Raw genomic sequence first — 12,234 nt, forward strand, 5'->3', positions numbered from 1 at the left:
CTGGCGCAATCAGAGCGCCAGCCAGGTCTTCAGCTCCTCGGCGTGTTCCAACTCCTGGCCCAGGATCTCTTCCATCAGGCGCTTGGTCATGGGATCCTTGTCGCGAACCAGATCCACGATCTGGCTGTAAGCCTCGATCGCCACCCGCTCGGCGACGAGGTTGGCGCGAATCATGTCCTTCAAATCCTTTGATTCGTCGTAGTCGGCATGGCTGCGCGTGTGCAGCGTGACGGGATTGAAATCCGGCGCGCCGCCCAGCTGCACGATGCGCTCGGCGATGCGGTCGGCGTGCGCCTGCTCCTCCTGCGCGTGAACGAGAAACTCTTCCGCGATCGCAGGTGAGGCCAAGCCATCGGCCATGTAGTGGTGGCGCTTGTAACGCAACACGCACACCAGTTCCGTGGCCAGCGAGTCGTTCAGCAACGCAATGATGTCTTTCACCCAGGGGCCGTTGTTGTGGGGAGTGACGGCACCATCATCCAGGCTGGTTTTGGCAGCCAGGATCGCCGCCTGATTCAATGCCAAGTGCTTCGTATCCTTGCGGGCCGGCTTGCCCGCCTCTTTCTTGCGTGTGTCCATCGTGAAATTCCTTCTGGCGCCGTTTGGCGGCACCCATGGAAACCTTAAGCCTGTTACTTCCGCCTTGCGGTCCGAGGATGAACCACTGTCGCCGTAGGACAAGGTCTATAGACACCTTTACCCCGGCTCGTCCAGCGAGTCGTGGAGTGGGTGTGAGCAACCCGGGGCCGAGAAAATGCGCCTACGCGGGCACGAAGCGCCCCAGCTTGGGCCGCAGGGCAGGATCCCGGAACGTCGAGAACACCACCACGTCCAGGCGGCCCTGCTCGCCCTGGCATTCCTGGCGCAGCACTCCCTCGAACAGGAAGGTGTAGTTATGTGGCAGGCTGAGCAGCATCCGCCGGTTCGACACCAGCACGCTCCCAGTGATCTTGTCGATGGCAAAGCGCTCGAAGTAGCTGTCGGTCAGCGGCGTGATGGTGTCGACCATGATCCGCGACGCCGAGGTCTCGCTCGGGTAGATGCACAGCGCGAGATGGGCGTGCCTGGCAGACTCGTTGACCAGAACGGTATAAAAACCGATGAGTTCGCCGCTGGACCGATGGAACACCCCAATGAATTGATTGAAGTTGCGGTCGAAGCCCGCCAGCAGCGCCCGCAGGCTGGGCAAGCTGAAGGTAAACCGGGGCAGGTTCATGCTGCCCATCAGTTGCGGAGAGTTCAGCCAATGCACCAGGGTCTCATCGGCGTCCTTGGCCGTGAGGGTGCGCAGGTGGTAGGCCGGGGTATCGATATGAGTGCTGCCGCGAACCAGCGCGCTGGGGAGCCTCGCGGGCGTGCTGTCTTGCTCATTCACCGCCGCGCGGGGCCAGCTCCGGAAGAAGCGGTGGCTGGCGGATGCCACGCTCTTGTTCAGCCAGAGACTACCCGGCGGAGGTTGCAGGCCCGCCTGTGCCAAGGCCGACACAATGAACACATCGTCCTGACACCCCAGCGCGGGCAACCACTCCTGCCTCAACCGGCCTTCCAGGAAAAAATGACGGTTCAGGCGCAGCAGAGGCCATATTTTCCGGATCGAGGTGGCCAGCAGGTGGCAGGAAATCTTCTGCACGCCGTTGGCAAACTGCATCTCCATCAAGCGTGGCAGGCTGTCCTTCAGCAAGGCCAATCCTGACGCATTGGGCGCAGACCCAAAGGCCAGGCGCATCACCTGGTGCTGCAGGTGCAGGCTGCATACGTACACAGCCTGAACACGGTCGTCCTCGCAGACGCCCCATACCTGCACCTCGGCACGCGAAAACAAGGCGCCCAACTGATCGGGCGCCGTCAATGGCAAGGCCGTGCCCAGGCTGGCCAGCACCTCGGGGGCGCCCATCCACTGTTGCAGCGCAGGCGTCAAGTCCTGGGCTTGCAAGCGCCGGAGCTGCGCCACATTCTCCTTCGGCGCCAAAGGTGCGAGGTCAGTCATGTCCGATCAGTGCCTTCAGTGTCCATTGACGAGCGATCTTGCCTGATGAGGTTAGCTTCACCGTCCGAGGGGCCACCAACCGAACATCAGCGGCAGCGCCACTGGCTGCGAATGCCGCCTGCCGGGCCGTTTCCGACCACCGTGTGCGCTCCTTCGGATCCTGGGCGGGGCACTCCACCAGCACCACCAAGTCTGCCGGATCCGCCGGTGGAGGGGGTGCCTCCTGATAGGCCATCACCGTGCCGTGTGAAAGCCGCAGAGCTTCAGAAACGGCGGATTCCACGGCTTCCGCATGCACATTGCGCCCGCGAATGACCATTAGCGATTGCTGCCTTCCGGTGACCACCAAGTCGCCGTCCGCCGTGAGGTAGCCGACATCCTTGGTATGAAACCAGTCATCGCCGGCAGCGGGCAGCAGTTGCCCGTTCTGCCAATAACCTGTCATCAAAGAGGGGCCACGCAAATGAATCAGGCCGGTCTGCCTTGCGGGCAGTGGCTCGACCGCCTCGTTCACGATACGCACCTCCCACCCCGGCAGTGGCTTGCCGCTGGTGAGCGTGCCCGTGTCATCGGCGCGGGCCTGCCCCATGGACACCGCCAGCGTGGCTTCCGCCAGGCCATAGCAGGGATGGAAGCTCTCCCCGGTAAATCCGCTGGCCGCAAAACGCTGGGCAAAGCCATTCAAATCACCGGCACGAATGAAATCACCCCCCACGCCCGCAATGCGCAAGGCACTCAAGGACAGGTGCCGCGTTTCGTCCTCGGGGGTTCTTTCCGCGGCCAGGCGCCAAGCAAAACCCGGTGCGAAGCAGACCGTGCTCCGCAGGTTCGACATGAGCCGCGGCCACAGTTGCGGCCGCCGCGCAAAGGCCTGCGGGGGCAGCAAATCCAGTGGAACAGCACCGGCAATGGGCGAGAGCAGGAAACCCACCAAACCCATGTCATGGTAGAGCGGCAACCACGAAAAAGCCCGGTCAGAGGGCATGATGCGAAGGCCCGCATGCAAGATGCCGTGCATATTGCGGCAGATGGCCCGCTGAGAAATCTGGATACCCTTGGGCGCATTCGTGGTGCCCGACGAGAATTGGATGTAGGCCGGATCGGTGTCCTGCAAAGGCGTCAGCAGTGCGGAATGCGGTGGATCCCCCGGTGGCAAGGTGGCCGTCTGCACAACGGGCACCGCCGCATCCTGGCGCGCAAAATGCGCCTGAAGCGGCGCATGCACCTCATCGATCAACAGTGCGCGGGCTTGCACGTTGCACAACATGCTGTCTATGCGCTGCACGTAGTTCTGCAGCCCCAGGCCCACCTGCGGCGGCGGCACGGGGCAGGGAATCAAACCGGCATGTTGGCAGGCAAAGAAGTTGACGATGAAAGACAGGCTGGTGTCGGCCAGCAAGCCGACGGCGGTATGGCGTTGCCATGAGTGGCAGCTTGCCCACGCCTGTAGCTGCCCTGCTCGTGCCAGAGCGTGCTGATGGAGGTCGCGGTAGCTGATTTGGGCGGCCAACTCGCCTCGGCTGTCGAACAGGCGCAGGCCCGCCTCGCTGGTGGCGGCCTGCGCCAGAGCTTGGGCCAGGCTTTGAGCGGTATGCGGGCCGGGGGGGCTTTCATGGTGGGTGTGCTCTTGGCGGGCTTTGGCTTCTTTTTTTGCTTCTTAATTGCCTTCTGCTGTTTGATTTGAGGTCGGGAGCCGGGATTGCCCCCGGCGGTGCACCTACCTTTCTTTGCGTCGCCAAAGAAACGTAGGCCAAAGAAAGGCGACCCCACTTGCCGTGTCCCTGCGCTGCGCTACGGGCAACCTGTGGTGCTCGATCGAGGGGTGGTGCTGCAGAACTCGCTTTGTTCACTGCGTTCACGCCGCTCAAACAGCTGCAGCAAGCTAGAGCACGAAGCAAGGGCATCTTGCAGTGCCCTTGCCCACCCCCGCTCTGCGCTCCTCGGCACGGCTGTATGGACCGGGGACATGGTGGACACCTGTTCGGGGACATGGTGAACGGTTTTTTGGATATTAAACAATGACTCTGCCGGCCTGTATAGACTGATCGCGCAGATCAATGCGAGCAATTCGAAGGGTGCTCCAGAACACGTCATAGCATCCATCTTCAGTGGGATCAGCTCGTACGGCTACCTGCTGGCCTTTGAAGGCCTTGCCGACCTTCCAGAGGCGGTTTTTCCAAGAGATGGCGCCTTGCTTTTGCACCTGGCGCACCTGCTCGGCGCTGGCGTATTCAGGCTCTGCGGGCCGCTCGCAGTACGGCCTGGGACTGGCCCGGTATCGCACGATCGGCACTTGCATGCCCAGCGCCTGGTGAGGGCGCTGCTGGTTGTACATCTGGCGCCAACGATCAAAGGCTTGCTGGGCTTCGCTCAGGTTGGCAAGAGGCAACCCCTGCAGCAGCTCCGCCTTGAGTGTGCGGTGAAAGCGCTCATCTTTGCCTTGCGTTTGAGGATGGTAGGGCCGTGAGTGGCCCACTCGAATCCCCTGACGCATCAGCCACAGATCCAGGCTGGTGTAGTGACAGCCATCGTAGCCACCCCATGGGCTGCCGTTGTCCATGGTCATTCGAGCGGGCACACCATAGCGACGCATCACCATCTCAAGACGCTGCACCACGGTGGCTTCCTGCTCATCGCCGCACGCCTGCAGACACACGGCATACCGGGAGTGGTCATCAAGAATCGTCAGTGGGTGGCAGCGTCCGCGCAGCATGGCTACGTGGCCTTTGAAATCCATCTGCCACAGATCGTTGGGCTCAGGGTGCTCAAAGCGCCTCCAGGGCGTGGCTGCCTCACTGGCCTGACCCAAAATCAAACCATGGCGACACAAGATCGCATGCACGGTGCTCACTGCAGGCACTTTGACTCCTAAGTTCATCAATCTGTGCGTGAGCTTGCGTGCGCCCCAGGCGGGGTGCTCCTGGCGTAACTGACAGACTTGCTGCTCGAACTCAAGCGGGCATTGATTGGGTGAATGCTTAGGCCTGCGGCTTCGATCGCTCAAGGGCTGAAGCTGGCGAGCACGCTCAAGCCATTTGTAGCCTGTAGTGGGGCTAATGCCAAAGCGCAAGCACAGTGCTCGGATATTGGATTGTTCGTGCTGGGCGAGCGCTACAAATTCTTCGCGTAGGGACATGGCTGAGCTTTCCTGCCAAGGCATCGGTGACCTCCTATAAGGCTGTTCGATACCTAAGCTTGATCTGTTCACCATGTCCCCGAACAGGTGTCCACCATGTCTCCGGTCCATACACACGGCCAGAGGGGTGGGGAGCCACACTCGGGCCATTGCTTCGCTCGGCCTGCGAATCAATAGACCTTACTGCGTTCGGTGATCTTGCTTCTTCCCCCTCTGGGGAGACCGGCCATCCGGCAAGATTGGGATGGGGGATTTCACTGCGCGATCTGCACAGCAGAAAACCATTTAGATCAACCGCTGTGAAAGTCCTCACACGATGGCCTGTCCTCCCGGATCGCCCATTCGCGGCTAAAGCCGCTCCTACAGGGGGCAAGCCCCGGGGATCTGGGCATACGATCGCCCAGGGGGAGAGCGGAAAAGACCACCGAGCGTAGCGCGGTCTGACTATTCGCAGGCCGAGCAAAGCAATGGCCCGAGCCACGGGTCCCCTCTGGCCGTGCCGAGGAGCGCAGAGCGAGGGGTGGGCAAGGGCACTGCAAGATGCCCTTGCTTCAAGATCTGACTTGCCGGCGTTGTTTGAGCGGCGTGAACGCAGTGAACATAGCGAGTTCGACGGCACCACCCCTCGATCGAGCACCACAGGTTGCCCGCAGCGAAGCGTAGGGACACGGCAAGTGGGGTCGCCTTTTCTTGGGTTACTTTCTTTTGGCGACGCAAAAGAAAGTGACTGCACCGCCGGGGGCAATCCCGGCCTCCGACCGTAGATCAACAACAGGAGGCCATTAGGAAGCAGAAGACCACTAAGGTCAACCGCCGTGAAAGCCCTCACCCCTGCCCTCTCCCAGAGGGAGAGGGGGAAAGAAAGGGAGAGAGAGTCCATTCCGAGGAGCCCAGCGAAACCCGTCAACTCAGGCCTCGCCATGCGGCATCACCACCCCCGCCTGCCGCCGCTCAAACAAAAGCGTCCACCGCCGAAGACTGGCCAAATGAAGCGCCACGGCATCCGTCCACCCCTGGCGAAACCAGGCGCTCAGTTCCGGCTCCTTCAATTGGCGGAACGCCGACGCATTCACACATCGGAAGCTGCGGGTCTGGTGCGTGGCACCATCGGGCAGCTGAATGTCAGCGCGCACGTCCGCAAGCAGTTGCGCCTGGCTCAAGGCGTGTATGAAGGCACCCGTTTCCTTCAGGGAAGCGGCGTGCGTGCCCAGCTTCTGAATCAGAGGCGCCAGCGTGGGAGAAGGCTTGCCATCGAAAGTGAACAAAGGCTGCGCCGCGTCGTCGTCTTCCAGCGGCACCACGCGCGGGCTGCTGACATCCAGCATCACGATAGCCTGGTTGGCAGGCGCAGGGCCCACCCCCATGGAGAAGGGGTGGAACTTCAAGATCGCGGGCACGTACTGGTGCGCAGGCCACTGCTGATCGGCATCCAGAAAATCATTCTTCCCTTGCGCCAAGCCCAGCACAGCCAGCGCCTGGGGCACCGGACCCACCGAAAAGATGATGGGGTAGCTGGTCACCACATCCGCAAATTCAGAGAGCGCGATGGGCACCACGTCCAGCGGCTGGCAAAAAGCCCAATCGGGCACCGGGCGCAGGCCCAGACCGATGTGTTGTTCGGACGAAAGGAGCTGCAAATGAGGTGTCATGCGACGGCTAAAGGTTGCAGGCGGACACGGTGGCCGCCGCGCCGTACCAGAAGGGAGCACCATTGCAGATCGATCGGCTGGTCCAGCGGTTCCTGAGCCGTGGGCAAAACCTGCGCATGCAACACGAGTTCGCGCACCAGCGTACGCATTTCCGTCAGGGCAAACAAGCGCCCGCCGCATACACGCTCGCCGACACCAAATGCCGTGCCAAAACCGCTGCCCTCGCGGTTATGGTGCGCTCTGGCGGCGGATAAGTCCAACTGCCACGGGTGGTCACGCCACTGGCTATGCATCTGCAGGCCGACCAGCGACACCAGCGCCACGTCACCAGCCTCAACCGAACCCGTTGCGAAAGCATCAGCCTCGAGGGCGTATCGGCTCAGTATGGGGTTGGCGGGAAACAGGCGCATGGTCTCGCTGAGAAAGTCGTCCAGCAAAGGAGCCGGTGATCCTATCGGATCAGAACAGGCCCGCGCCTCTTCCCGCAATTGACCTTGCACCGCGGGATGTTGGGCCAGCAGATGGCAAGCCCAGCCGAACATGCTGGCACTGGTTTCCGAGCCCGCGGCGAACAGGGTGATCAGCTCCTGCTCCAGGACAAACCGGTCAGGCTGATGGCGGGTGGCGGCCTCGGCTTGCAGCATATCGCGGATGATGGGCTTGCCGGCAAACTCCGCCTGCCGGAACAAGGCCATATCCTGCATGACCCGCGCCTTAGCCGCATTAAGCCGGATCAAGTGCTGCCGCCGTATGTCGCCCGCGAAGCCGCCAGGAGGTACGAACGCGTATTGCGCCCCCAGTTCCAGCAGTTGGAAAAGGCTTTGCGGATCGATGCCCGTAGCCTGAAAATCGATGTCGAGCATGACCTCGGCCAGCACCTGGATGGTCATCCCCCGGAGCCTCTCGTCTGACAACGGGGCGGCCTGGGTTTGCTCTATCAATTCTGGCAGCGCCTGGTGAAAAGCCGCCCGGGTGGCCTGAACCGTTTTCTCCACGTCGTAGTGGTTGAAATGAGGTTGCGTCAGCTGCCTGCGGAAGGCCCAGGCTTCATGGTTCTCGGACATGCGCGAGGGCCCGAGTGTCTGGCGCATCCAGGCCATGTGCTTGGGCCAATTGGCCACATTGGCCTTGAGAATCCGATGCGCATCCCGCGGGTCCTGCACCAGCCAGACCCGCCGCCCGCTGTAGCGGTGAAGATGCGATTCACCCGGTTGGGTGCGGGCGAGGCGATAGAGCTCGTTGCAGATGTCGGACGGATCCATCAGCGCGGAAACCAGCGTCAGTCTGGAATGCTCAGCGGCTGTCCGTCCAGCAGTTTGGCCACATCGCGGACGGTCCTGAGCTGCAGCAGGTCCATCACGTCGGCTTCCGCCCCAGTGGCGTTCTCGATCTCGATCACGATGCCTTCGAACATCAGGCTGTCGACCTCTCGCAAATCCCCGACGTTGGCATCATCGTCAATATGGTCCTCGGGGATCAGCAGGCACTTGGACAGCAGTGCCTTGGCGCGCGACAGGCTGGTGGTCATGGACCTGATGATAGATCAGGAGCGGCTCGCGAAAGACCGCCTGCGCAGGGCCGCGAAACCAGCGATCAATGCGCCCAGCAGCCCCAGGCTCCATTCACCCAGGGTAGGAACAGCCTGGGGCGTGGTAGGCGGTATCACGGTGGGCACATCAAGGGTGACCTTGAAGTCGATCACGTTGGTGGGAACAGTTTCAGTGAAGGGGCCGGGCTCGCCGGGAGTGGCCACCACATTGGTCAGTGGAATCGGCGTCTGCGACAAAGTGGCCACGGGCAACGGGGAGGTCTTCACCAAGACAGGGGTGCCCACCACGGAGCCGGGGTGGCTGACGGGCGTGATGGCCACCTCCGAGCCAGGCAGAATGCCCGGGATCGTTACGCTAACGGTGGTAGACCCCGCAGGAATGGTCACCGTCACGGTGGTCGGTGTGCTGTAGGTCGGCTCATAGCCCAAGGCGACAGGATCGTAGTTGCCGTTTGAGCCGGGATATGTCTTCGGTACAGCCTCCACGGTGAAAGTGATGATGCTGTCGGTAGGCTGCGGGCTCGTCAGCTCGAACGCCACCGTGGCCGCCGTGGTCTTGGCGTTCACGAACACGTTGGAGGATACGGTTCCGCTGGCGGCAATGCTGGCTTGAGCCGCACCAGCCGTGCCAGGCATGGCCGTGGTGTAGTCGAAAAAGTTGGGATCGGCCTGAAAGAAATCCGAGGTGAAAGAACCTGAGCTCGCCGGCAGCGCACTATTCACGCTGTACCCTGTGGCCGGATCGTAGGCAACGTCAATCAGGCGTACATAGCCCTCGTGGAGGGTGCTCGAAAAGCTCTGAGTGGCACTGCCTGCATCGACATCGGCAGCGTTATAGGTGTAGACCGTCGGCAAAGCATCCAACGCACAAACAGCGTCAGCACTTCCGCTAGGCGTCACGGTCACGGCCACACTCGAGGGGCTGGCATAGATGTTTTCGAATGCGACGAAGGCCTGACTCGCATCACTGAATGGCAACTGAAAAACACCGTTCGCCGGGTCAAACGTGATGTCACCGCCAGTGCAACGGACAACGCTGCCAAAGCGGGCACCACTCGGAGGTGCGAAGCTGAACACCGGCACAGGCGGGGTGTCAAGCGTCTGTTGCGGGGTGAAAGTGATGTTCCACGTGCCGGCCCACACGCAGTTGGCGCTCAGCAGGCCGCCTAGCAGCAGGGAACGCACCAACGGGCGGGTTGTACGGAGCAGGAGCGGCGGTGAAGACTTCGGTGGAGCGCTCGTAACCATGCCAGTTGGTTTGTAATAGTTAATAGGACTTAAAAGTCTATTGTTTTTGCATCATTAATGCAAATTATTAAAACCAAATGAAACATGAAAAATCCAAATAATCAATCAAGGTTCCAGGCAAAAATTTTCCGTGAAAGCCGCGCCACCACCCGGAAGCGCCCGGGTTGTATTGAACACGTCCTAGAATCCCAAACCCTCTCATCCCTTTCGTAGGCGCGCAACGCCAGGAGCTCTGTCCATGTCCGATCCCATCCATGTCTCCAGCGAAGAAAGGCGTGCCGAGCACCGCAAGGCTGCATTGGACTATCACGAGCATCCCGTGCCGGGCAAGATCGCCGTGACGGCCACCAAGCAGTTGGTGAACCAGCACGAGCTTTCGCTGGCCTATTCGCCTGGCGTGGCCGCGCCCTGCGAGGAGATCGTCAAGGACCCCTTGGCAGCCTTCAAGTACACCGCGCGCGGCAACCTCATCGGTGTGGTGACCAACGGCACCGCCGTGCTCGGCCTGGGCGACATCGGGCCCCTGGCGGGCAAGCCCGTGATGGAAGGCAAGGCGGTCCTGTTCAAGAAGTTCTCGGGCATCGACGTGTTCGACATCGAGATCAACGAGAAAGACCCCGACAAGCTGGTCGAGATCATCGCCGCCCTGGAGCCCACTTTCGGCGGCATCAACCTCGAAGACATCAAGGCGCCGGAATGCTTCATCGTCGAGCGCAAGCTGCGCGAGCGCATGAAAATTCCCGTCTTCCACGACGACCAGCATGGCACGGCCATCGTGGTCGGCGCAGCGGTAGTCAACGGGTTGAAAGTGGTGGGCAAGCGCATCGAGGACGTCAAGCTCGTCGTCTCCGGTGCGGGCGCGGCCGCCCTGGCCTGCACAGGCCTGCTGGTCAAGCTGGGCGTGCGCCGCGAAAACGTCTGGGTCACCGACATCAAGGGCCTGGTCTACGAAGGGCGCACCGAACTGATGGACCCCGACAAAGCCATCTATGCGCAAAAGACCGACAAACGCACGCTGGCCGAAGTCATCGACGGCGCCGACATCTTCCTGGGTCTCTCCGCCGGCGGCGTGCTCAAGGGCGACATGGTGGCCCGCATGGCGGCGCATCCGCTGATCCTGGCCCTGGCCAATCCCTATCCCGAGATCACGCCGGAAGACGTGAAGGCGGTGCGCGACGACGCCATCATGGCCACCGGCCGCACCGACTACCCGAACCAGGTCAACAACGTCCTGTGTTTCCCCTATATCTTCCGCGGCGCGCTCGATTGCGGCGCCACCACCATCACCGACGAGATGGAGATTGCTGCCGTCCACGCCATCGCCGATCTGGCCCAGGCCGAGCAGAGCGAAGTGGTGGCACGCGCCTACGTGGGCGAAAAACTGGCATTCGGGCCTGAATACCTGATTCCCAAGCCTTTCGACCCACGCCTGATGATCAAGATCGCGCCCGCCGTGGCCCAAGCCGCGGCGGCCAGCGGTGTAGCCACCCGCCCTATCGCCGATCTCGAAGCCTACCGGGACAAGCTGCAGACGTTCGTCTATGCCTCCGGCACCACGATGAAACCCATCATCGATGCCGCCCGCTCCGCCACCAAAAAGCGCATTGCCTACGCCGAAGGCGAGGAAGAGCGTGTGCTGCGCGCAGCCCAGATCGTGGTCGACGACGGCATTGCCCGGCCCACGCTCATCGGCCGCCCCGCCATCATCGCCCAGCGCATCGAGAAATTCGGCCTGCGCCTGGTGGAGGGCCGCGATTACGATGTGGTGAACGTCGAGCATGACGACCGCTACCGGGGCTTCTGGCAGACCTACCATGAGCTGACCAAACGCAAGGGCATCACCGTACCCATCGCCAAGATCGAGATGCGCCGCCGCCTGTCTCTCATCGGCACCATGCTGCTGCGCGCGGGCGACGTCGACGGCATGATCTGCGGCACCTGGGGCACCAACGCCATGCACCTGGTCTATATCGATCAGGTTATCGGCAAAAAACCCGGCGCGCGCACCTTCGCGGCCATGAACGGCCTCATGCTCCCTGGCCGCCAGATCTTCCTGGTCGACACCCACATCAACGTCGACCCCACCGCTGAACAGTTGGCCGAGATCACCGTGATGGCGGCCGAGGAAATGATGCGTTTTGGCCACAAGCCCAGGGCCGCCTTGCTATCACACTCCAACTTCGGCTCATCCAACCAGCCGAGCGCCCAGAAAATGCGCCAGGTACTAGAAATCCTCCAGGCGCAGGCACCCTGGCTGGAAGTGGATGGCGAAATGCACGGCGATGTCGCGCTCCACGCAGCCCAGCGCCGGGAAGTCATGCCCGACAGTCCCCTGACGGGTGATGCCAACCTGCTGGTCCTGCCCAACCTGGACGCCGCCAATATTGCCTACAACTTGCTCAAAGTGGCCGCCGGAGGCAACATCGCCATCGGCCCGATGCTGCTCGGCGCGGCCAAACCGGTTCACATTCTCACGCCGAGCACCACTGTGCGGCGTATCGTGAACATGACCGCACTGGCTGTCGCTGACGCAAATGCCGATGCAGCGGGGGCTCACTGAAGAGTGAATACTCACTAAACGAGCCAGATCAACCACAAGGGCTGCCTGTTATTTAGGCAGCCCTCTTGCTTTTTCGTTGCGGCTGAGTCACACTAGCGCCTTGGA

At 61.8% G+C, this 12,234-nt stretch carries 9 protein-coding genes; 1 reads left to right on the forward strand and 8 read right to left on the reverse strand.

The window, feature by feature from the left end; all coding sequences use genetic code 11:
• Positions 1 to 9 precede the first annotated feature (9 nt).
• From WJU18_RS30930 to WJU18_RS30965, 8 genes are all read right to left on the reverse strand, one after another.
• A complete protein-coding gene (locus WJU18_RS30930; protein ID WP_423458104.1) occupies positions 10 to 579 on the reverse strand; it encodes a ferritin-like domain-containing protein in 570 nt (189 codons plus the stop codon).
• 181 nt (positions 580 to 760) lie between these two features.
• Positions 761 to 1,987 carry a GNAT family N-acetyltransferase gene (locus WJU18_RS30935; RefSeq protein WP_423458105.1) on the reverse strand — a complete coding sequence of 409 codons (1,227 nt, stop codon included), beginning with the start codon at positions 1,985 to 1,987 and terminating at the stop codon, positions 761 to 763.
• Positions 1,980 to 3,497, reverse strand: a complete 1,518-nt coding sequence (locus tag WJU18_RS30940; protein WP_423458106.1) for an AMP-binding protein — start codon at positions 3,495 to 3,497, stop codon at positions 1,980 to 1,982. Before WJU18_RS30940 ends, WJU18_RS30935 begins: the two co-directional genes overlap by 8 nt.
• Positions 3,498 to 3,998: 501 nt before the next feature.
• On the reverse strand, positions 3,999 to 5,147 hold the full coding sequence (locus WJU18_RS30945; RefSeq protein ID WP_423456874.1) for an IS481 family transposase: 1,149 nt from the start codon (positions 5,145 to 5,147) through the stop codon (positions 3,999 to 4,001).
• Between the two features lie 884 nt (positions 5,148 to 6,031).
• Positions 6,032 to 6,772 carry a SapC family protein gene (locus WJU18_RS30950; protein ID WP_423458107.1) on the reverse strand — a complete coding sequence of 247 codons (741 nt, stop codon included), beginning with the start codon at positions 6,770 to 6,772 and terminating at the stop codon, positions 6,032 to 6,034.
• A complete protein-coding gene (locus tag WJU18_RS30955) occupies positions 6,769 to 8,034 on the reverse strand; it encodes a cytochrome P450 (protein ID WP_423458108.1) in 1,266 nt (421 codons plus the stop codon). The genes WJU18_RS30950 and WJU18_RS30955 overlap by 4 nt, the downstream gene beginning before the upstream one ends.
• 17 nt (positions 8,035 to 8,051) lie before the next feature.
• On the reverse strand, positions 8,052 to 8,300 hold the full coding sequence (locus WJU18_RS30960) for an acyl carrier protein (RefSeq protein WP_423458109.1): 249 nt from the start codon (positions 8,298 to 8,300) through the stop codon (positions 8,052 to 8,054).
• A gap of 15 nt (positions 8,301 to 8,315) precedes the next feature.
• Complete coding sequence (locus WJU18_RS30965; protein ID WP_423461138.1) at positions 8,316 to 9,506, reverse strand: IPTL-CTERM sorting domain-containing protein; 1,191 nt, start codon at positions 9,504 to 9,506, stop codon at positions 8,316 to 8,318.
• A 301-nt stretch (positions 9,507 to 9,807) separates the two neighbouring features.
• Here WJU18_RS30965 and WJU18_RS30970 point away from each other — a divergent pair, with 301 nt between their 5' ends.
• On the forward strand, positions 9,808 to 12,129 hold the full coding sequence (locus WJU18_RS30970) for an NADP-dependent malic enzyme (RefSeq protein WP_423458110.1): 2,322 nt from the start codon (positions 9,808 to 9,810) through the stop codon (positions 12,127 to 12,129).
• The last annotated feature ends 105 nt before the right edge of the window (positions 12,130 to 12,234 follow it).

The sequence above is a fragment of the Ottowia sp. VDI28 genome, assembly GCF_049532675.1.
Classification (GTDB): Bacteria; Pseudomonadota; Gammaproteobacteria; order Burkholderiales; family Burkholderiaceae_C; genus Ottowia.

Coding starts and splice junctions, on each gene's coding strand:
- WJU18_RS30950 (WP_423458107.1), bottom strand. CDS start 6,772: ATGACACCTCATTTGCAGCTCCTTTCGTCCGAACAACACATCGGTCTG.
- WJU18_RS30970 (WP_423458110.1), top strand. CDS start 9,808: ATGTCCGATCCCATCCATGTCTCCAGCGAAGAAAGGCGTGCCGAGCAC.
- WJU18_RS30960 (WP_423458109.1), bottom strand. CDS start 8,300: ATGACCACCAGCCTGTCGCGCGCCAAGGCACTGCTGTCCAAGTGCCTG.
- WJU18_RS30930 (WP_423458104.1), bottom strand. CDS start 579: ATGGACACACGCAAGAAAGAGGCGGGCAAGCCGGCCCGCAAGGATACG.
- WJU18_RS30955 (WP_423458108.1), bottom strand. CDS start 8,034: ATGGATCCGTCCGACATCTGCAACGAGCTCTATCGCCTCGCCCGCACC.
- WJU18_RS30935 (WP_423458105.1), bottom strand. CDS start 1,987: ATGACTGACCTCGCACCTTTGGCGCCGAAGGAGAATGTGGCGCAGCTC.
- WJU18_RS30945 (WP_423456874.1), bottom strand. CDS start 5,147: ATGCCTTGGCAGGAAAGCTCAGCCATGTCCCTACGCGAAGAATTTGTA.